Genomic DNA, 21,790 nt, shown 5'->3' with positions numbered 1-21,790 from the left:
AACTCAATGCAGATTTTTTGAAGCGGGCACGCGTCCGATGCCTTGCGGCAACAGCGAAGCCAGCCAGCTTACCCCAGCGGTAAGCAGGTTAAACAACCGACGTAACTGCGGCGGGCCATATTCCGCCAGGCGCAGATAACCTTTAAAGCCGAGGATCATGATGTCGGCCAGACTCTGCACTGGCTTATCCTCCGGAAAACCGTCCTGCCACAGCGCCCAGGTATCAGCACGGGCGAAGGTGCACTGGATAAAATCAATATGTTGCTGGGTGGTCAGCTGATGCAGACGGACACCCGCCCGACGGCCAAAGACACGCTGAACCTGGCACGGAAAGCTGAACTCCTGCTGTCCACGACGCAGCAGCAGCCAGACTTTTTCATTCTCCCGCAGCGCATCCGGTTCGCGCATCTCCAGCCCCACACCGCCGTCAGAGTAGTCACGCAGCGTACAGGGCAGCATATGACCATCTTCACGTGCGATGGCTGCGGGCATGGCAATCTCTACCCGATGCGCCTCGCGGATCTGTCGAGCTTCAACCGACACCGCCACCGCGCCACCGAGAATAATCATGTTGTAAATCACCCAAATCAGGCTTACGCATACCGTCAGTATCTCGTTTGCCGGGCCATGCTGTATGCGCCAGAACGCCATCAGCACACCCGCCAGATTGAGCAGCACCAGCAGCATATAGGGCTTGGTGATCACCCAGTCCAGATGCTGCTCCTCAACCAGTCCGCCTTTGGCGGTAACGTTAAACTTGCCTTTGTGGGGATTGAACAACGCTACGGTAGTCGGGCGGGCGATATACCAGGCCAGCACCGTCTCGTAGACTTCGCTCCAGAAAGAATGACGCCAGCGCCCCTGGATACGCGAGTTGGTGAGGCTGGTATGCAGCATGTGAGGTAAAACATAAATCGCGATCGCCAGCGCAGGCGCGTAGATGATGTAGGCGTGGCAGAGTAAAAATGCCAGCGGTGCCAGCAGGAAGACCAGCCTTGGAATGCCGGACAGGAAGTGCAGCATGGCGTTGGCATAACAGAGCCGCTGCACCCACTTCAGCCCTTTACCAAACAGCGGGTTGTCCAGGCGGAAAATCTGCACCATGCCGCGTGCCCAGCGGATACGCTGCCCGATATGCGCTGACAGGCTTTCGGTTGCCAGTCCTGCCGCCTGAGGAATGCGGATGTAGGCCGAGGTGTAGCCACGCCGGTGCAGACGCAGCGAGGTATGGGCATCTTCAGTGACGGTTTCGACGGCAATACCGCCAATCTCTTCCAGCGCGGTGCGACGCAGAATGGCGCAGGAGCCGCAGAAGAAGGTGGCGTCCCAGGTATCATTACCGTCCTGCACCAGCCCGTAAAACAGCGACCCCTCATTAGGCGTACGGCGAAACCGCCCGAGATTGCGCTCAAACGGATCGGGTGAAAAGAAGTGATGTGGCGTCTGCAGCATCGCCAGCCGGGGATCCTTGATAAACCAGCCCATGGCCATCTGTAAAAATGAGCGTGTCGGCACATGGTCGCAGTCAAAGATCGAGACGAAGTCGCTGCGGCAGTACTTTTTCAGCGCGTGGTTGATGTTGCCCGCCTTGGCATGTTCGTTAGAGGGACGCACGACATAGTTGATACCCACGCTGGCAGCAAAGTCGCGAAATTCTGGCCGGTTGCCGTCGTCGAGCAGATAGATAGTCAGGCGGTCTTTCGGCCAGTCGATGCCCAGCGCAGCATAGAGCGTCGGTCTGACAACGCTGAGCGGTTCGTTATAGGTCGGCACCAGCAGGTCCACCGATGGCCACTGCGAACGATCCGCCGGCATAGAAACCGGCTGGCGATTAAGCGGCCAGAGCGTCTGGAAATAGCCCAGCACCAGCACCACCCAGGCGTAGGTCTCTGCTGCAATCAGTAGCAGACCAAAGATCAGGCTCAGCGGATCGTCCCAGTTCAGCGTCGAAGTATAGCGCCACCAGAGGTAGCGGCACGACACAGTCAGCGACAGCACGATGAGCATCATCGTGGGGAAACGCCCCGGGATGCGCCGTACCAGCATCGCCAGCCCCCAGAGCAGTACGACAAAAATAAACTGGGTCATCAGACCAAAGGGCTGGCTGATACAGAGCAGTGCCAGCAGTGAGGCAAAGAGGGCAACGACGACGAAAAGGCTGCGTCGCATCAGCGGTGACAGACGCTTCACCCGCTGTTCAAGACGCGTATCAATGCTGTGGGTTTGCGAGCGGGCGACAAGATTATCCAGCCAGCGATAACCGTGGTGCCGCCAGCCAGTCAGCACGCTCAGGCGATTAACGCCGTCGCGCCCGCCCGCACCCGGTAGCCGGATCACAATCAGCCAGAGTGTCTGAATCAGATAACGCAAAATATCCAGCGGACGCGGACGCTCCGGAGAAATGTGCGGATAAAGGCGGCGGCGCTGCTGAATAACACGCTGCCAGGCCGGGCTTTCGAAACGGAGCAGCATCAGCCCCAGAACAGACCAGAACAGGTGGAGTGCACTGGCAAAGCGGGAAGCGCCATTGCCTCGCGCGGTGGTATAGCCGCTGTGCAGTGATTGCCAGGCGGGAGCAGTCAACAGCCAGCGCAACGGGTTCACGACCTCACCCCATTCAGGTTGAGCAGCAGCCAGTTTGCCAGCGTGATGATCTCTTCGCTGACTAACGCATGTGGCCGATATTCACCAACTGGCTGCTTCATCATCAGCGATTCAGCCAGCGCCTCATCGCGGTGGATCAGCAGCGGTATCAGCTCTGTCAGCGAAGCCATCCAGAGCTGATGGAGGTCCTGCTGCAGACGGCTGTTGGCATTGAACTGATTGATGATAAAGCGGGTACGTGCCGGAAAATGGCGCTGACTCAGACGTAAATGACAATTCGCATCTGGCTGAGTGACGCACAGTATACCGTCCAGTGCCGGATAGAGTGTTTCGTGCCACGGCAGGGGATCGGCGGGCAGATCGAAAATAATCCACTGATAGCGCGCCTGCAGGTCCGGCAATGCCTGGAGCAGCGGCGCGGCTACCGCCTCATTCTGGTGGGCAATAGTCAACTCATGCTGATGAGAAAGCACACCATGTGGAAGCAAATCAGGTCCATTGGGATAGCGAAGCGCGGCATGCTGCCACTCCCCGTCATCGCACAGCGCCTGCATCCAGCCACTCTCCTGCTGAGCGGGCAGATTAAAATGCACGCCGAGCTGGCTGACCGGCGAGCCGTCGATCAGCAAGACCCGCTCGCCGAGGCTCGCGAGCGCCCAGCCGAGTCCGGCACAAAGAGAGGTTGTGCCAACGCCGCCCCGCACGCCCTGAAGCGCTATCAGCGGCATCAGTCAGGTTGCTCAGGCTGGCTGGGGAGCGTTTCCGCTAACAGCGGCCAGCGCGACACAATCTCTTTCAGGCGCTCTTCACGTGCAATGTCGACATAGCGAAAAGAGTGCAAAGAAAAGGCGTCACGCAAAGCGCTAATATCATCCTGACGATCGCCCGCAGTGGCGACAGGGGTATAAAGATTTTGGTTTTTCATTACTTTTCGCCAAAAATAAAACAATGTCAGATTCAGAATGACCGCCTGCGCGTAAAAAAGGGCGTTGAAAAAATTTCCTGAAACGCGGCATTTGCAGAACATTGTGAGCCAGCCTGTCATTAGCAATGTTCAAATTTCTCAGGTTACATCCAGGCCTGTCTATAATAAGCTAGCCTGGACTGGAAAAATAACGAATTCAATATGAAAAATTCTTTTTCGCTAGGGCTGTTGCATGTTCAGCCTGAATTAACGGCATTGCAAACCCCTGGCTGTTATTGGGTCACTTGTGCACGTCAGGATGACGCCCGCACGTTTATTCGACAGGTGATTTCACATCAGCAGGCCGTCACGCTGATCAGCGCTGATCAGCCGCCGCGTGATTTACTGACGCCCGACCCGGTCGGCGGTCCTGACCGTATCCCGCTGTTTTCTCTTTCCAAAAGCAAGCGGAGTCTGCTGCAGCTGGAAAGTGATTTTCTGCGCACGCTCGGCAGTAAAAACGGCCTGGTGATATTTAACAGCAGCGCAGCGCAATGGGATAAGCTCGATGACGCAGAATTAACGCGGTGGATAAAGGGTATGCGCCACACGCTGCATAAAAGAAAACTCACGCTGTTAATCGTGACGTCCGGTTCCACCATAATAAACCTGAGTAATAATCTTCAGCGTTATTTTCGTCAGCTGGATGGCGTGGCGCATTTGGGCTTTCAGCAGGATAGCTGGCAGTATAGAATTAACTGGTGGTATGCCGCAGAACGCCTGCTGGCCGATCGTGCAATACGCCTGGGCTGTGAAGAAGATCGTTTCTTTACGTTAAATGAAAACCAGGAACCGCTGAGCCTTAATGACGAGCAGCATTATCTTGCGGACAAAATCGTGCTTGAGGGTGCACCGCCACTTTCACGCCAGTGGCAACTCTTCGATGATAATGAGCAGGTCTGGTTACGGGCTCAACAGGCCAATGCCGCAACGGTTATTTTCAGCCTGACCCGAAGCGACCTGATCAACGAACTGGCGAAGTTTGTACACAGCCTGCGACGCGGACGCGGCAACGGCCTGAAAATTGTGGTGCGCGAGATGGGTGCCAGCCTGCGTTACAGCGACGAGCGTCTGCTGCTGGCCTGCGGGGTAAACGTTATTGTGCCGACCAACGCGCCCATGTCGCGGTTTCTGACCACGCTGGAAGGCGTTCAGGGACAGGTGTTTAACCGTCGCGTTCCCGCCAGTCTTGAGGCGTTAACCGCGTCATTGCAGCCTCTGCATGAAAAAGGCTACCTGCGGCTTGACGCCTTCTGCCAGTCAGTCAGCCAGTTGATCAGTAATACTTTGCTGCCGGAAAATGATAAGGGCCTGCTGGTGGCGTTGCGGCCGGTGCCACAGCTTAAACCGCAGCAGATCCTGACACTTTGTAAGCCGCGCCGCTTTGGCGATCTGGTCACGGTACTGGAAGATCGCGTCATTCTGTTTCTCTCCTCCTGCCGCTATAACGATCTTGATAAAGCATTGAAATATATATTTTCACTGCCTCACGACGAGCTGTTTGCAAACCGAATGGTCTGGTTCGAGGATAATCAGATTCTTGCGGAAGTCAGCAATATTAAGAAACTGACGCCCATGGCGATTCAGGATCTGACGCCGGTATCAGAGACAACACGTGCTGCCGTTGAGAGCCGGCACGAAACGCAGGAACGCTCAGCCCCCCTGCCCATCACTTTACTGCCGGAGAATGAATCCCGATGAACCTGATGGATTGGGTACAGATTGCGCTGCTGATCGTTGTTATTTTGCTGATTTTAAAGCCGGTCTGGCATCAGTGGCTGCCGCGTCGCTGGAACGGCCTGCTGAATCGGCTGTTGCCTGCTCGCGCGCTGAAGTCTGAAGGTCACTGGCAGCGTCAATCTCCAAAAACGGATGCAAAAATTAATGAAAAATGATCAACCCGCTGCGGCCCACTCTTCCCGTTTGTGGTCCTGCTGGCGCGGACTGGGCGGCTGGAACTTCTACTTTTTAGTCAAATTTGCTCTGCTGTGGTACGGCTACCTCAACTTTCATGCTTTGAGCAATCTGGTGTTTCTCGCCTGGCTGCTCTTCCCGCTGCCGTCGGTTCGCCTGCATCGCCTGCGCCACTGGGTCTCGATCCCTGTTGGCTTCGCGCTGTTCTGGCATGATACCTGGCTGCCGGGACTCAGCAGCATTCTCAGCCAGGGCGATCAGCTGGCGGGCTTCTCGGGTGCTTACCTGCTCGATCTGGCTGACCGTTTTATCAACTGGCAAATGGTGGGTGCCCTGTTTGTTCTGCTGGTGCTCTATCTGTTTATTTCGCAGTGGATTCGCATCACCGTGCTGGTTTCACTGATGCTGATCTGGCTCAACGTGCTGACCATTGCGGGTCCGGCGATGTCGCTGCTGCCGACCCGCGGGACAACCCCGCAGGTGGTGCTGAATCAGACACCGGCTGCTGCCAGCCAGGCGGCGGCGGTGCCGGATGGCCTCGATCAGTCAGCCGCGCCCACCAGCGCCAGCCTGACCGCCTGGCTCAGCCGTTTTTATGAGAGTGAGCGCAAGCGCGTCACCCATTTCCCTGACAGCCTGCCGGCCGATTCGCAGCCGTTCGACATCCTGGTGATCAACATCTGTTCACTCGCCTGGTCCGACATGGATGCCTCCCAGCTGCGTAATCATCCGCTGTGGCAGCATTTCGATATCATGCTGACCAACTATAACTCCGCCACCAGTTACAGCGGACCGGCGGGGATCCGTCTGCTGCGTGCCAGCTGCGGTCAGACTTCGCACAGCGAACTCTACAAACCCACCGATTCTCGCTGTTATCTGTTCGATAATCTGGCGAAGCTGGGCTTTAAAGAGCAGCTGATGATGGATCACACCGGCGTGTTCGGTAACTATCTCAAGGAACTGCGCGAGGGCGGCGATATTCAGGCACCGCTGATGTCGCAGGCGGGCATTGCCCCGGAGCTGACCTCATTCGACGGCTCGCCGGTGCTTAACGATGCGCAGCTGATGCAGCGCTGGCTTGACGATCGCAGCAAGAGCAGCGATGCACGCAGCGCCACCTTCTACAACCTGATCCCGCTGCACGACGGTACCCGTGAGCTGGGCAGCACCCAGACTGCCCCGTGGAAGCCGCGCGCTCAGCTGCTGTTTGATCAAATCGATGTCTTCCTCACCCAGCTGGAGAAGTCGGGCCGCCGGGTGATGGTGCTGGTGGTGCCGGAGCATGGTGCCGCACTTGAAGGCGATAAGATGCAGATGTCAGGCCTGCGGGATATTCCCAGCCCTGCCATTACGCATGTGCCGGTGGGGATTAAGTTTGTCGGCATGAAAGCCCCGCATCAGGGTCAGCCTCTCAATATTGATGCACCGACCAGCCTGCTGGCGATCTCAGAAATTGTGTCGCGGGTGGTGGATGGACAGGTATTTAATGCGCCGAATGTGAATATGTCGGTATTGACCGACAAGCTGCCGCAGACGCCGGTGGTGTCGGAAAACGACGGGGCGGTGGTGATGATGTATCAGGGCAAGCCCTGGATCAGGCTCAACGGCGGCGACTGGGTGCCCTATCCGCAGTAACGCATTATTGCCGGATAGCAGAAGAGTGTGTCAGGCGCGACTCAGCGCCTGACACACCGGGTTATCAGCTCCAGAACGGCGGCCAGCGCCGCCGTTCTGCGATTGATCAGCGCTTCTCCTGAAACGCCTGCCAGGTCAGCAGCTGCAGGCTGGCAGAGAAGTAGTTCTGATCGGCAGCCAGCTTATCGCTCAGATAGCCGGTCTCATTCAGCGTCAGGTCACGCACCGCCAGCAGACCGCCCTCAAGATGGTAAGGGGCTGGTGCATTCGCCAGCACATCGAACCAGGCGGGGGTCAGCATGCGGCTGTAACCCTGCCAGACGCGCTGAAACGGCACCAGCGCCAGACTGTGCGGATCGTACCACCAGATGTTCAGCGGCACGCGGATCGCGTCGTAGCTGAAGCGGTTTGAGTAACCCACCGCTGGCGCAACCGACCCATCCGCATTCAGCGCGATCCAGTCCAGCGGCAGGCCGGTTTTACCAAAGCTCAGCTTACCCAGCAGATCAAAACCATCGTTAATCAGCTTATCCCAGACCTGCAGATGACTGCGCTCGCCAAACTCCCGCCACGCCTGAAACAGGAAGTACGAAGGATTCAGCACCACATAGCTGGTTTTATTGAAGCCCTGCGCGCCCGGCAGCAGGACGGTATGGCCGCCGAAGCTCGTGACATCCAGCTTGATGATCGCGCGCTGAATGCGGTCTGACTCCTGCTGGTAACTCTCCACCTGCCATTTCTGTGCGGCGCGCTGTAGCGCCCATGCCAGCAGCACATCGCCATCCGAGGCGTTATTTTTGTCGGCAACCGGGTTGTCACTGCCCGGCACATAGCGCCAGTAGAAGAGATCGGTCTGCGGATTACGCAGCTGAGTGCGTGTCCACTGCCACAGCCGATCAAAGGTGGCGCGATCGTTGTTGGCCACCGCCAGCAACATGCCATACCCCTGACCTTCGGTGTGACTGACATTGTTATTGGCGGTATCCGTGATCCGCCCTTCGGCGGTCAGAAAACGACTTTTAAAGGTATCCCAGCCGCTGGCATTGGCCTGCGCGCTGCAGGCCAGCAGTAAAACAGTGCAGATCCAGCCCATCCAGAATGGCTTACGTTTCATTTCTGATCCTATTGATATCGATAGTGCAGCGTGCTGCCATCGTTGAGTTCAAGCGTCACCGGCACCATTCTGCTGCCGCCCTGGCCCTGCAACCAGCCTGAAAAAAGCCCGGCGATGACCGCACCAAACGCCGCCTGCCAGTCAGCCGGAGAATGGCGATTGTCGCCTGCCGGTAAGGCGTGATACGCAATCAGCAGCGCCTTCTCTTCCGGCTGAAGCTGCACAAAGCCCCAGTTAAACCGCGCCAGTTGCAGGTTGGCCTCGCGCTCCAGATCCTGCACGGTGCGCGACTCTGGCAAAGGATAGCGGGTCGCCAGCGATTCACCCATCCTGTAGAGAAAGGCTTCCGCCTCCTGCTGACCGGCGTTGGCGATCATCCCGTCAATCAGCACGCTGACCAGGTCAAACCAGCCCGGCTGATAAGGATGTGATACCCCCGAATGCTCACTCATTACTTCTCTCCGAACAGGTAACGGACATAGAGCCGGGCGCTGCTTTCGTTGTAGTCACCAAAGGTGTCATAACCCAGCTGGCCGCCAATCGTCACATCTTTATTGAGTTTGTAGTCCGCCCCGGCGTGCAGGTTATAGCCGATGCCGTTTTTACTGCCACCAGAGTAGTACGCGTCTTTCACGCTGCCGCTGGCGGCAAGAGATTCCAGCTCTGACTGCAGGCTGGCATCCGCCGGGAAGTACGCGCTCTTATCCTGACTGTAGGTCTGATAACCGGCGGCACCGCCAATATTCACTTTGAGATCGTCAAACTTGCGTGAGAACTCTATCGGGAACGAGACCGACGCGTAGTTCTGCGGGCTGAAGTAACCGCCCTGCCCGTAGCTGAAGTAGCTGAGGTTTTTTGAGAAGTCCATCCACGCCAGACTCATGCCCACTTTCAGCTCGTGGTCGTCACTGTGGAACGGACGAACATACGCTCCGGCAGTCGCCTGCAGATTGTTGTTGCTGGCGACATTTTCACCAAGATAGCTGTACGCGCCGCCGCCAGCGTAGAAGCCCGCATCGCCATTATCGTAGCTTAACAGGGCGTTCGCGCCGTTCTTCGTGACGCGTCCCCAGCGTTTGCCGCTGGCTTTATCTTCTGCGCCGACGTAAGAGAGCAGGCTGTCGGTAATCGCGCGACGCTCACCGGTCAGGATCAGCGTCAGGAAGTCGGTGAGTTTCGGTGACCACTGCACACCCCCGACCAGCGTACTGAGATCCTGGCCCAGCGGCGTACTGCCGATATCTACTTTATAGCTGTCGCCCTTCAGCGCCAGATTCAACTCGACGCCAGAAGCGGTCTGCGAATCGGTGGTCGCGGTGGGCAGGTCATTCACCGTCGCGCCGCCTGCGGCCACAACGCGGCCCTGGCTCAGCGCATTGGTGCCGAAACGACGCCAGGCATCGGCGGCGCCACTGCCTGCCGTGAGTGAGACCGGCGTGGCGGTAAAGTCGAGGCGCGCCGTTTCAAACGGCACGGTGGAGAAGGTCAGCGGCGCTTTGGCTTCCGTCAGTTTGCTCAGGCCCGACTCGCCGTCGCGCCCGCGCACCTGCACCATGCCCTGACTCCAGGTAGCCGTTTTCTCCTGCAGCGAATCCATCATGGTGTTGACGTCATGCAGAATCTGTGACTGCTGAGAAACCGTTGTGCTGCCCGCAGCCGGTTCGCCCTGTGATGTCACGCCAGCAGTCTGGCCCGCCGGTACGGCCTGCCACGGCAGCACGGTGCCGTAGCTGGACGGTGAGCGTCCCACCGGCGAGGTGGTGCGGTTGATAAACGGATTGTCCGCCAGCACCAGGCCGCCCACGGTCGGCACACTGCCAGACTGCGCGCCCTGCAGGCCAGTCAGTTGCCCGCGTGCCGAACGCAGATACGCCATCGCCTGTGAATGGTTGCCATTGGCTTCGGCGACACGTGCCAGCAACAGCAGACGATCCGGCGTCTGCGTGGTGGTGTTAAGGCCGCGGCTCAGCGCGTTAGCACGCGGCACATTGTTCTGCGCCAGCGCGACGTTGATGGCCCCGACGCGCGCATCCTGGGTCGGCGTATCCTGGGTCATCAGGTAGTCATAGACTACGCCCGCATCCCGGTTCATCTTGCCGTCCTGATAGAGACGGGCCATCGCGAACATCAGATCGCGATTCTGCGGATCCTGCTGCAGCGCGCCAATCAGCTTGTCATAAGCCACCGCGTACTGACGCTGCTGCCGCAGGCGATCCACTTCGTTAATCAGATAACCGTTGCGGATACCGGCGAGCTGGGTCGGGGTACTGCGCGCCTGCAGCTCCGGGTTGCTGAGGAAGCGCTGCGCCTCACCGCCGAGGCCCGCCTGATTCAGCACCGCCATCTGTGCGGCATAATCGCCCGCATTGCCCTGCACGCCACGCTGCAGGTTCGTCCGCACCACCGACACCGCGCTGCTGAGATCGCCCGCCTTTGCCAGCTTCTGCGCCAGGTTTCCGGCATCCACCGGATTGGCGGGCGGCGTGACCGTGAGCGCTTTCAGGGTATTGGCGGCGGCGGCCGTCGCGCCCTGTGCAAGATATTGATCGGCCGTGCCCATCTGCAGATTGAAATTCACCCGCTGCGCCAGTTCACGCATCGCCGCCGTCTGCGCATTGGAAGGAATGCGCGCCAGCAACACGCTGGCCTGCTGCCAGCCACCGCTTTCGCTGGCGTTCAGCGCACCGGCATAGAGCTCGCTGGTGCTGGCCCCGTTGCGCATCACCGGCTGCATCACGTTGGCCGCCAGCAGCGTATCGCCCTGCTGACGATAGAGCCGGGCTAAATCGAGCCGCAGCCAGCCATCAGAGGGATAGCGCTGAATACCCTGCTGCAGCGTCGCGATGGCAGCGGCATTGTTACCGGCCGCCAGCTGACGCTTTGCCTGCTGACGCAGCGCATCCGCTTCATTGGCCCGTGGCGTCACGCTCTGACGCACGCTGTCGGGCAGCGCCCCCAGCAGCGTGCTGGCTTCGGCACTGCGATTCTGCTGACGCAGAACGTAGAACAGCCCTTCTTTGGCGCTGCGGTTATCCGCATCACTTTGCAGAATGGTGCGATAGATCTGCTCCGCCTGCTCAGGCTGATTGGTGCGGCGCAACACGTCGGCGCGGAACAGCCTGGCGGCCAGCCCTTTTTCACCGTCAGCCTGGACCAGCGGTTCGCTTAAGGTCAGCGCCTGCGCGCTGTCGCCGTTTTTCAGCGCCTGCTGCGCGCTGGCCAGCTGCGCATAAAAGCGGGCATCGTCGGCCTGCTGCTGGCGTGAGGAACCCTGATCGCCGCCCTGCTGAGCAGAGCGTTGCAGATAATCAGCCGCTTCCTGATAACGTCCGGCTCGCTGGGCCACATAGCCCATGCCCGCTAGCGCATCGGCATCCTGGGGATTGGCTCCCAGCACTTTTTCAAAGCTGGTCTGTGCTCCGCCGACGTCACCGCTGTTCAGCGCACTGAATCCGGCTCCTTTTTCTGCGCCACCGACATTTTTACGGTAGTAGTCGATGACGGCGGAGTCCTGCGGATGACGCTGCTGCCAGGTCTGATAGAGGGCCGCGTCTGACGGCTGCGGACCGAGCCACAGCAGCGCCTGGCGCAGTGAACGATCGGCATCCTGATTACCACTCGCCAGCGAACTCAGCACCTCAATGCCTTCGCGACGGGTCGGTTCCTGATAAGTCAGCGCCTTACCCAGCGCCAGCCGTGCGCCGGTGTCCTGCGGATGCTGAGCCGCAAACTGCCGCAGCGCCTCAACCGCCTGCGGCAGCAGCGTACGGTCACCCGCCATCGTAAGATAATATTCCGCCGCGACGCTCGGTGGCGGCTCATTACCGCTGAAGGTGTTGCGCCAGGTCTGTAACGCCGCCGGAATGTTGCCGCTGCGCGCCTGCTGACGCGCCAGCGAAAGCTGCGCCTGCGGAATGGTCTGCATCTGGCGCGCATAATCCAGCTCGCTCAGGTGCGGATCGCTGGGGGAGACCTGGCTGAGACGGGCGCGATACTCCGTTGCGGCAGCCGTGTCGCCACCCTGCTGTGAATAGAGGGCCAGCAGATAAAGCGCCTGAGTGTTGCCGGGTTCAACCATCAGCACCTTTTGCAGCGAGGCTTTCGCCAGGTCGTCATGCGCTTTCTGATGCCAGTAGGAAGCCTGATCGAACAGGGCCTGCAACGCCGGATTAGCGCTTTCCGCCGCCAGCAGCGGCGGCGACAGAGCCAGCGCGCCTCCCAGCAGTAACGCTTTACGGATACCGGCACTTAACAGATTTTTTTTCATTATTATTGTCCTTACTTCCTGCCGGAATCATGGCTCTGCTTTGGGTTCAGACGCCGCCAGGCATGACGCTTCAGCATCACCCAGGCCGCACTGCCCACCAGCGCAGAGAGCAGCATCGCCGCCACCGCCAGCAGCACCGAGTGCTGGTTGGCATACCAAACCACCATCATGTACCAGGGCATCTCGCCGCTGGGGAACTGTGCACCGACGCGGAAACTACGAATGCCGTTTTCATCGGTGATAATCGCGGTGTCGCCACGCACTGCGGCGTTAATCTGCGCCGAACTTAAATCGTTGTGCAGTCGCAGCAGCTGATCGTCGCTGGTTGCCACCGTCATCACCACCAGCCGATCGCGATTCCACGGCGACCGGTAGCTGAGAAAGCCCCGCCATGCTTCGTTGGAAGAGAAGTAACGATCTGCATCCAGCTGCTGACGACTCCAGTCGCCGGTCAGCCAGCCGCGTAATTTTTCCAGCGTGTCCGGCTCTTTCACCCCAAAGGTGCTGCTGGTGGCATCATAAGGTGACGCCGCCAGCATCGCCTGATTGAAAGCGCTGTTGCCGGTGGTGCTGACTGCCAGCAGATCGCTCTGCTGGATGCGCGCCAGATGGGTGCCGCCAGTGGGCAGACCAAACAGCACCTGATTCTGCGTCAGCGCTACGCCGGTCGCGGTTCCGGCCCGCGCCGCCAGATCCAGCAGCGTCGACAGCTCGGCATTACTGGGTGTTTCCGGGAGCAGCAGCGTGGTCTGGCCAAAGTCAGCCAGCCGCGAGAACGGGAAAGAAGCACCGACAAAGTAAGAGAGGTTCGGCAACATGCTGAAGTGGCGGGTATGGCTCAGATCGATCCACGAGTCCTCTTCAATCCGACTCTTGATGTTGTTATTCAGGAGCACACCGCAGGGTGCATCGGCGCGCGGTTTGATATTGAAGTAGAGCGCCAGCTGGTTATCGCCATAGATCAGATAGGGCTCGAGATTCAGCTGATACTGCTCCTGACGCGCATCACCGCCTAAACGATGCCAGGCGTTCTCCAGCAGACCGACCTTGTTCACCGTCAGGTTGCGCAGGAAGGTGCCGTTGAGCATGACGTTAAGGAACGAGTTGTCCTCATCAATCCAGCTTTCAGACGGGAAGCGATAGTGCAGATTAACCGGCACCGTGTCGCCATCCCACAGGAACAGATCCGGCGCGGCACGGAAGTTAACCCGCAGCGCGTCATGCCAGATGCCGCTGCTGGTCAGGCTCTGATCTTTACGCAGCAGTTCGCTCAGGCGGACCGGGCGGTCAGTGTTAATCCAGCGTGGCGCATCGTAAGGTTTGCGGTTGCCAATGGTCTGTACAGGAACCTGCAGCTGGCTCTCATCGGTGGTGAATGGCTGGGTTGTCAGACGGTTCGCCGCCTGACGCAGCTGCTCGTCATTGTTACCACTGACCAGCAGTAATTTGTAAACCGGATTACTGGGGTTATCCACCACCTGCAGCATCGGGCCATGACTGGCCGGGAACGTCAGGGTGCCGATTCGATCGCCAGGATGACCAAACAGGATGCCGTTGTTTTCCGGCAGTTCGCCGCGCACCACCGGGAACCGGATGCCGCGATAATCACTCTGAATGCCAAGCCAGGAAGCGACCAGTGCCGCCGCGCTGACCGCATCAGGTGAAACGTTACTGGCAAAGCCCATCGTGATGGTGGACGCCGTCATCCGCTGCGGATCCAGGAACGGACGCGGGAAGTTGCGCAGGCGCGTACCGATATTAAGCTTCTGCCCTTCAAGGTGCAGCGCGGTATTCGGCAGAATGGTGACCTGATACTGCTGCGCGCTCTCCTTCTCACACAGCAGCTTGTCCGCATCGTTGATTTTAAAACTGAGGTTGTTGTTCGACACCACCATCGCCGCCGGAATATCCAGCTCATAATCACTGACGTCGCTGTCCGTGGCACCCAGCGGCAGCGTACCGAGCGGCTGACCATTCAGCATCAGCTGCAGCGAGGTATTGCGAGCTGCCAGCGCGGCTGAGACGCGCAGCGTCAGATTCAGTCGCGCATTGGTAATGACCTCATCGCCGGGCAGGGTAAAGGTGATGCCCGACTGTAACTGGCCGCCGGTCAGCGTGATACCGCGCGACTGGCCCATCTGGGCTACGGAGATGACGCTGCTGATCGGCTGATTGATAGCCGCCGTGATCGGCATCTGCGGTTCTGCAACCGGTGCAGTCGTCTGGCCTGGCGCGTAGGGCAGCGCACTGGCGGCCGCCTCCAGCGCGGGATCGGCACTGCTCAGCCCCTGCGGCAGCGGCACCGCGGAGAGTGCGCCGCTGTCCTGGGTTACCGCTCCGCTGCTCGTCCCCGGAGCGGTGGCTGGCGCGGCGGGTGAAGCTTCACCGGTTACTGACGCCTGAGGTGCGGCGGCGGCTTCTGCAGCCGGAGCATAAGATGGGGTCGCAGATGTCTGTGAGGCATCCGGTACTGCACTCTGTGACGCAGAGGCCGGTACAGATTCTGCGGGCTGGGCCGCAGATGGCACTGACGGCGTCGCTGACCCGCCAACACTCACCGGGGCCGTCACCTGCGCTGAACCGGCATCCGGTGTGGCAGCATTATTAACAGACATTGCAGGTGGCGTCACATACGCCGCACCGCTGGCCGGCGCCTGGTTTTCCGCTGGCGCAATGACAGTGGCATCAGCTGACTGTGCGGTTGCAGCAGCCTCAGGCGATGCCGGAGCCGCACTGTTTACCGGCGCACTGACGGCGGCATTAGCAGATTGTGAGGTTCCAGCGGCATCAGACGATGCCGGAGCCGCGCTGTTTACCGGCGCACTGACGGCGGCACCAGCAGATTGTGAGGTTGCAGCAGCATCAGGCGACGCCGAAGCCGCATCGTTTACCGGCGCACTGACGGCGGCACCAGCTGACTGGCGGGTTGCAGTAGCCTCAGGTGGCATCGGTGCCGCGCTGTTTACCGGCGCGGCACTGCTGTTATCAATCGCTGTCGGCGTTTCCGCGCCAGCGGGCGTCAGCCATAACGCGGCGGTCAGTGAACTGGCCAGCAACGTGTGCGTCAGGATCTTCATGCCGCGCCATCCTCTTTCGCCGCCGCGGCAACCGGGTCGACTTTTTTACGTTTATCGTGGCGACCTTTCCAGGTCAGCCAGAACAGCTCAAATACGGTGCGGATAATGGTGCCCAGCGAAATCAGCGGGTTGTCCTGCTTATACTCCGGCTGGATCCAGGCATCCGCACGCGCCAGCACCACACGCACCAGTTCGCGACGGCGCGCCAGCGGCATCGCCTCAAAGCGCAGGCGGATGCTCTCGTCATCGCCGGAAATCTTACTCACCGGGATGGTGATCGCGCCGGATTTCAGCAACAGATCAATCTCTTCAATTTCATCCATTTCATGACGGCCATCCGGCGCATCAAGTTGTGCACCGCCCATCGACAGGTTGCTGGTCAGGGTGCGTGATGAAATGCCGCTGGCGTAGTGAATAATCGCCGGGATTTGTACGTCAACGCGGATGGTTTTACGCACCTGTTTGGTTTCGCGCGCTACGGCAATCGCCGCCATCAGAATGATCAGGCTGAAAATCGCCCAGCCGACGTTAAGCGCAATAACGTAAGGGTCGACGCCAAAATAGTCATGCATCACCGCACGTACCACGCCCGCGACAATCCCGATGCCCAGCAGCAGCGCCACAATGACGTGCGGACGCACGATGTGGAAATCGAAGAAGCCCTGATCCAGCACGCCGCCTTTATCGGTCACGTTAAACTTGCCATGTTTCGGCGACAGCAGCGTCAGGATGGTCGGGATCACCAGATGGAAGCACATCACCGTCTCATAAATCTCACCCCAGAATGTGTAACGGAAGCGGCCATTCATGCGCGAGTTAACGTAAAGCGACATCACCAGGTGCGGCAGCACATAGGCAAAAATCAGCGACGCCGACGAGTGGATAATATTCAGGTTAAACAGCAGGTAAGCCAGCGGCGCGGTCAGGAAGACGACGCGTGGCAGACCAAACTGGAAGTGCAGCATGGCGTTGAGGTAGCAAAGACGCTGCTGCCACTTCAGGCCACGGCCAAACAGCGGGTTATCGACGCGGAAAATCTGCGTCATGCCGCGCGCCCAGCGGGTTCGCTGGATGATGTGCAGACCCAGACGTTCGGTCGCCAGACCGGCTGCCAGCGGGATCGACAGAAACGCTGAGCCCCAGCCCAGGCGCTGCATTTTCAGGGCGGTGTGTGCATCTTCAGTGACCGTTTCAACGGCAAAGCCGCCAATCTCTTCCAGCGCCGAACGACGGATTACCGCACAGGAGCCGCAGAAGAAGGTGGCGTTCCAGTTATCGTTACCCTGCTGCACCGGACCATAAAACAGTGCGCCTTCGTTGGGAATGCTGCGCGCAGCGCGCAGGTTACGCTCAAAGGGATCGGGCGAATAGAAGTAGTGCGGCGTCTGCAACAGCGCCAGCTTCGGATCTTTCAGAAACGGTCCCACCGTCGCCTGCAGGAAGGTGCGGGTCGCCACGTGGTCACAGTCGAAGATGCAAATCAGCTCACCTTTGGTGATTTTCATCGCATGGTTGAGGTTCCCGGCTTTGGCATGTTTGTTGTCGTCGCGGGTGATATACCCGACCCCGACATCCGCCGCAAAGCGGGCAAATTCGCTGCGTTTGCCATCATCCAGCAGATAGATTTTGAGTTTGTCACGCGGGTAGTCGATACACTGCGCCGCCAGCACGGTATCGCGCACCACATCCAGGCTTTCATTGTAAGACGGCACATAAATATCGACCGTCGGCCACAGACGAGTATCGTCCGGCAACGGCTCAATGGTGCGCTTTAATGGCCAGGTGGTTTGCAGGAAGCCGAGAATTAAGATCAGCCAGACGTAAAGCTCCGCCAGATATAAGCCAATCCCTAATATCGCCTCGACTTCGGAATTAAAGTGCAGCGTCTCAGTGGTGCGCCACCAGATATAACGGCTGGACATCAGGGCAGAGAGAATCACCATCACCACGGTTATTTTGCGGCTCTTGCTGAAACCCAATAAAAACATCATGCCAATGCTGATCAGACCAAAAATATACTGTTTCTGGCTGTCCATTGGCGTAATGATGATCACCGCGGCAACGGGTGCAAGCACCAGCAGCAGCAGGTAAAACCCGATTTTACTCATGATTCACCCTGAGAAGAGCTGTGTAAGTCAGTCGCCTGCAGTAGCCGACTAAAAATGATTTGTGCGGATGGAAGCCTGAACTTCGCCATTTCCCACGGTGATATTCAGAATGCTGCTGACCCGTTTGGCGATCAGTTCAATATCAAATGCCGCTGCTGAGGCAGGACTGAAATCATATACGGACTGCTGGGAAGCATTGGCTTCACCCACACTTTCATCACGGTGAACCACGCCCAGTAAATTATCGCCCAGACGCTGCTGCATAAATGCAGTGACATCGCGATTAATATTCCGGCGATTATCGCACTGGTTCAGGATAAAATAGTGTCCCTGCTTATTATTGAGCGGTTTCCCGGTCATCCGGTTCTCTTCAATCTGCGGTAATAACGACACAGAAGCGGTATCCGCTAACATCACCACTAAATGCATATCGGCCAGCGCCGTCATTGCTTTAAGGGCCGGGCCCGGACCAGGCGGAAAATCAGCGACAATGACCAGACCGGGATAATTAAGTACCGTATCAAGACCACGCTTAATAAAGTGGGGATCTTTCATCAGGTTCTCTTCGAACCGTACGCGCTGTGGCTCGGTGACATCGCCATAAGGCAGGACAAAGATATTGCCGCCAGTGGTGAGGATCGACTGGCTCCAGTCCGCCTGCTCTTCTGAGCGCGCCACAAATCCGCGACCATCATGCAGCGGCACGCCAAAGTGAAGACGCAGTGCATTCTGCACATCAAAATCAATAGCCAGAACTTTGCTACCGGAACGCGCCAGACTCCAGGCCAGATTCGCCGCCAGCGTGGTTTTCCCCACGCCTCCCTTCGGCGAGCACACACAAACTAACGGCATAGCGCAATCTTCTCCAGTAACGGTTTGAGTAAAGTTTCTTTCGGCAGATTCGACGGTTCGCTGTCACGCGAGCGGAACAAGGCACTAAACCGTTCCGGTTCAGAATGGGGTGTGACAGGCGTGAGGGCGGGCCGGACGCGCTCAGGATGTGATACAGCAACAGGCTCAGCCGCAACCCGTTTTTGCGGCGGCGGCGGTGGCGGAAACAGTGATGAAGGGTCACGTTCAGCCGTGCGGGCTGCGGGCAGGCTGCTGCCTGACAGACTATCGAGAATTAAGCTGCGGGCTGATGTCGTCGGTTGCGCACTGAGTGTGGCGGGCCTTGCCGGTGACTCAGGCGGTGGCGCGGTGAATTCATCCCCGCGCAGCGGCTGAGGCTGCGGCAGGTCGATTCGCTGACCGCCTCCCAGTGAAGTCTGATGGTCCTCTTTCGCCAGCTGGCGAATCAAAGCCCATTTACTGTGTTCCGCCGCTTCCTGCGCCTGGCCAGACATATCTTTAAAGTCGATGTCGAGCGTTTGCGTTTTCTCTTTAAAACGCTGCAAATCATCGTAATTATTCTTCATTGGCCGTGGCCTGCAACAAGGGAGGAATTTTCCTGGAATATAACACATCCCTTTAATGTCAGTCAGAAAAACCTGATTACAAATAAAGCAGATTCAATAAAATAGTTTAATCATAAAGATCCACTTACAGCGGAATAAAGCCAATATAAGATGACTAGCCCCAATAATTAATAAGTGATGTTTAAGTTAAATTAATCTGCGATGTTTCAATAATTTTTAAGACTTAGCCGCTCTGACAACCACTGGCACAACCAGGCGGGACACGATAAGCGCAATGTTAAGCCGCAATCGGACTGCCGCAGGCGCAAAAAAGCCTGATCGCTCTCATAAGGGATGGGGAGTGTTTATCTTTTTTCGCTGCGAATATCGCCAGCAGAAAAAAAGGTTAAATCTGATAACGGAAAAAGACGGGAAATAACCGAAACGAGATGGCTGGTCCGCCAGCGGTGGGGTGTACAGCGGAATTGAGATAAAAAAAAGCGCCAGAAAGGCGCCTTTGGCTGAGAAGAGAGGTGAGGACGCAGGGAATATGGCACTACCTAATCAGAGGCACAAACGGCTAACCCTCTTCAGGAGAGGGGAGCATACGCCTGGAGCAAAGCAACGCGGGCTACGGAGGCGTTTTGCGTCTTTGCGAAGGGCGTATGCTCCCTGAGCTATCAACGAATCAACGGCCTGAGCCGCCAATCCTCAGCTGACCTTTTCTGCCACACCCACCGGCTGGTTCTCATCCTGATCGACCGCGAAGCAGGCAATCTCCTGACCACCGTAGTTTTTCAGCTTCGGCTGTAACTGCACGCAGGTGCCAAAACGTCGGTGGCAGCGCGCATTGAAAGCACAGCCTGGTGGCGGATTAAGCGGGCTGGGCAGCTCGCCGGTCAGCTTAATACGCTCACGACGGTCGTCCGGATTCAGACGCGGCGTCGCTGACAGCAAAGCCTGGGTATAAGGATGGCGCGGGTTAGCAAAAATCGCCTCTTTACTGCCCTTCTCGACGCAACGGCCGAGATACATCACCATCACCTCATCGGCAATGTGTTCTACTACCGACAAATCGTGCGAGATAAAGACGTAGGAGAGCCCCATATCCTGCTGCAGATCCATCATCAGGTTCAGCACCTGAGCACGCACCGAAACGTCGAGCGCCGAAACCGGCTCATCGGCAATCAGCACGTCCGGATCGAGCATCAGCCCACGCGCGATGGCGATACGCTGACGCTGACCGCCTGAGAACATGTGCGGATAGCGATCGTAATGCTCGGTTTTCAGGCCCACTTTCGCCATCATCTCCAGCGTCTTCTCGCGGCGTTCCGCTTTGGTCAGCTGGGTATTGATCACCAGTGGCTCTTCCAGAATCTGGCTGACTTTTTTGCGCGGATTGAGTGAGCCATACGGGTTCTGGAATACGATCTGGATTTTCTGACGACGCAGCTTCTGCGCCTGGGGATCGTGCTTCAGCAGATCCTGACCGTGCCAGTAAAGCTGCCCTTCGGTCGGGGTTTCAATCATCGTCAGCAACCGGCCCAGCGTGGATTTACCACAGCCTGACTCGCCGACGACCGCCAGCGTTTTGCCGCGTTCCAGATTAAAAGAGACGCCATCCAGCGCTTTGACCAGACGCTCCTGACCAAACAACCCCTTCTTCACCGGGTAGTGTTTTTTCAGATCAATCGCCTGCAGCAGGAACTGATCTTTTGTGGTTTCATGATTCATAAGTGGGTCTCCCGGCATCATCCAGCGGATAGTGACACTTGGACTGACGTCCTGGAATGGTGCGCAGTTCCGGTTCTTCCTGGCGACACAGGTCAGTCGCATAGGGGCAGCGTGGGTTAAGCAGACAGCCAGCCGGGCGGTCATATTTGCCCGGCACCACACCTGGCAGTGACGCCAGGCGGGCTTTATCGGCCGCAAACTCCGGCAGCGCGCGCAGCAGCGCCTGGGTATAAGGATGGCGCGGCGCTTTGAAGATATCGGTCGCTTTCCCGCTCTCCACCACCTGTCCGGCATACATCACGATAATGTGGTGCGCCGCTTCTGCCACTAACGCCAGATCGTGCGTAATCAGGATCAGCGCCATGTTCTCCTGCCGCTGCAGATCCAGCAGCAGTTCGATGATCTGCGCCTGAATGGTCACGTCGAGCGCCGTCGTCGGCTCATCGGCGATCAGCAGCTTTGGCCGGCAGGCGATTGCCATGGCAATCATCACGCGCTGGCTCATCCCGCCCGACAGCTGGTGCGGATAGACATCAAGCCGTGACGCCGGATCGGGAATACCGACCTGATTCAGCAGGTCGATTGCCCGCTGACGCCGGGTGCGTTTGTTGCCGCCCTGATGCACCTTGATCGCTTCCATAATCTGGAAGCCCACGGTGTAGCAGGGATTCAGGCTGGTCATGGGGTCCTGAAAAATCATCGCCACTTCTGCGCCTACCAGCTGGCGGCGCTCGCGTTCGGAGATGCGTTTCAGATCGCGCTGGTTGAACTCCAGCTTCTCCGCCATCACTTTGCCGGGGAAGTCGATCAGCCCCATGATCGCCAGTGAACTGACCGATTTGCCAGAGCCGGACTCGCCCACGATACCAACGACCTGGCCCTGCTCAACCTGATAACTGATGCGGTCAACCGCACGGAACGGTGCTTTATCGTCGCCGAAATGCACCGATAGTTTGTCTACATTTAATAACGCCAT

At 58.2% G+C, this 21,790-nt stretch carries 15 protein-coding genes; 3 read left to right on the top strand and 12 right to left on the bottom strand.

Annotation, left to right across the window (positions count from 1 at the left end; all coding sequences use genetic code 11):
- Positions 1-3: 3 nt before the first annotated feature.
- From bcsA (FA92_RS18350) to bcsR, 3 genes are read right to left on the bottom strand one after another with little or no spacing between them, the layout of a single operon-like run.
- Positions 4-2,604, bottom strand: a complete 2,601-nt coding sequence (gene bcsA, locus FA92_RS18350) for a UDP-forming cellulose synthase catalytic subunit (protein ID WP_033784405.1) — start codon at positions 2,602-2,604, stop codon at positions 4-6.
- Positions 2,601-3,332, bottom strand: coding sequence for a cellulose biosynthesis protein BcsQ (gene bcsQ / locus FA92_RS18345; RefSeq protein WP_033784404.1), 732 nt, complete (start codon positions 3,330-3,332; stop codon positions 2,601-2,603). Before bcsQ (FA92_RS18345) ends, bcsA (FA92_RS18350) begins: the two co-directional genes overlap by 4 nt.
- On the bottom strand, positions 3,332-3,529 hold the full coding sequence (gene bcsR, locus FA92_RS18340; protein WP_033784694.1) for a cellulose biosynthesis protein BcsR: 198 nt from the start codon (positions 3,527-3,529) through the stop codon (positions 3,332-3,334). Before bcsR ends, bcsQ (FA92_RS18345) begins: the two co-directional genes overlap by 1 nt.
- 201 nt (positions 3,530-3,730) lie before the next feature.
- On the opposite strand from bcsR, the gene bcsE reads away from it, so the two are divergent.
- The 3 genes from bcsE to bcsG are packed head-to-tail and all read left to right on the top strand — an operon-like array spanning position 3,731 to position 7,117.
- The gene (gene bcsE / locus FA92_RS18335; RefSeq protein WP_013359651.1) at positions 3,731-5,269 is read left to right on the top strand and encodes a cellulose biosynthesis protein BcsE; all 1,539 of its coding nucleotides are present in this window, start codon (positions 3,731-3,733) and stop codon (positions 5,267-5,269) included.
- Positions 5,266-5,463 (top strand): cellulose biosynthesis protein BcsF, encoded by a 198-nt coding sequence (gene bcsF / locus FA92_RS18330; RefSeq protein WP_013359650.1) that lies wholly within the window; start codon positions 5,266-5,268, stop codon positions 5,461-5,463. The genes bcsE and bcsF overlap by 4 nt, the downstream gene beginning before the upstream one ends.
- Positions 5,453-7,117, top strand: a complete 1,665-nt coding sequence (gene bcsG, locus FA92_RS18325; protein ID WP_033784403.1) for a cellulose biosynthesis protein BcsG — start codon at positions 5,453-5,455, stop codon at positions 7,115-7,117. Before bcsF ends, bcsG begins: the two co-directional genes overlap by 11 nt.
- Before the next feature lie 106 nt (positions 7,118-7,223).
- Here bcsG and FA92_RS18320 read toward each other — a convergent pair whose 3' ends face one another.
- The 9 genes from FA92_RS18320 to dppD all read right to left on the bottom strand — a co-directional run bounded on the left by FA92_RS18320 (position 7,224) and on the right by dppD (position 21,790).
- Positions 7,224-8,231, bottom strand: a complete 1,008-nt coding sequence (locus FA92_RS18320) for a glycosyl hydrolase family 8 (RefSeq protein WP_033784402.1) — start codon at positions 8,229-8,231, stop codon at positions 7,224-7,226.
- 8 nt (positions 8,232-8,239) lie between these two features.
- Positions 8,240-8,683: a cellulose biosynthesis protein BcsD gene (gene bcsD / locus FA92_RS18315; protein ID WP_013359647.1), complete on the bottom strand. Its 444-nt coding sequence runs from the start codon at positions 8,681-8,683 to the stop codon at positions 8,240-8,242.
- A complete protein-coding gene (locus FA92_RS18310; RefSeq protein WP_033784401.1) occupies positions 8,683-12,498 on the bottom strand; it encodes a cellulose biosynthesis protein BcsC in 3,816 nt (1,271 codons plus the stop codon). Before FA92_RS18310 ends, bcsD begins: the two co-directional genes overlap by 1 nt.
- A gap of 11 nt (positions 12,499-12,509) precedes the next feature.
- Positions 12,510-15,575, bottom strand: coding sequence for a cellulose biosynthesis cyclic di-GMP-binding regulatory protein BcsB (bcsB, locus tag FA92_RS18305; protein WP_033784400.1), 3,066 nt, complete (start codon positions 15,573-15,575; stop codon positions 12,510-12,512).
- On the bottom strand, positions 15,572-17,683 hold the full coding sequence (gene bcsA / locus FA92_RS18300) for a UDP-forming cellulose synthase catalytic subunit (protein WP_051926540.1): 2,112 nt from the start codon (positions 17,681-17,683) through the stop codon (positions 15,572-15,574). The genes bcsB and bcsA (FA92_RS18300) overlap by 4 nt, the downstream gene beginning before the upstream one ends.
- 48 nt (positions 17,684-17,731) lie before the next feature.
- A complete protein-coding gene (bcsQ, locus tag FA92_RS18295) occupies positions 17,732-18,535 on the bottom strand; it encodes a cellulose biosynthesis protein BcsQ (protein ID WP_033784399.1) in 804 nt (267 codons plus the stop codon).
- Positions 18,526-19,101, bottom strand: coding sequence for a cellulose biosynthesis protein BcsO (gene bcsO / locus FA92_RS18290; protein ID WP_033784398.1), 576 nt, complete (start codon positions 19,099-19,101; stop codon positions 18,526-18,528). The genes bcsQ (FA92_RS18295) and bcsO overlap by 10 nt, the downstream gene beginning before the upstream one ends.
- Before the next feature lie 690 nt (positions 19,102-19,791).
- The gene (gene dppF / locus FA92_RS18285; protein WP_033784397.1) at positions 19,792-20,814 is read right to left on the bottom strand and encodes a dipeptide ABC transporter ATP-binding subunit DppF; all 1,023 of its coding nucleotides are present in this window, start codon (positions 20,812-20,814) and stop codon (positions 19,792-19,794) included.
- Entirely contained in the window at positions 20,804-21,790 is a 987-nt protein-coding gene (dppD, locus tag FA92_RS18280; protein ID WP_033784396.1) for a dipeptide ABC transporter ATP-binding protein, read from the bottom strand. Before dppD ends, dppF begins: the two co-directional genes overlap by 11 nt.

The organism is Pantoea sp. 9140 (assembly GCF_000745295.1).
In the GTDB taxonomy this organism is placed as follows: domain Bacteria; phylum Pseudomonadota; class Gammaproteobacteria; order Enterobacterales; family Enterobacteriaceae; genus Pantoea; species Pantoea vagans.
Note: the sequence above shows the minus strand (reverse complement) of the source record. Positions and strands in the feature narration are given on the sequence as shown.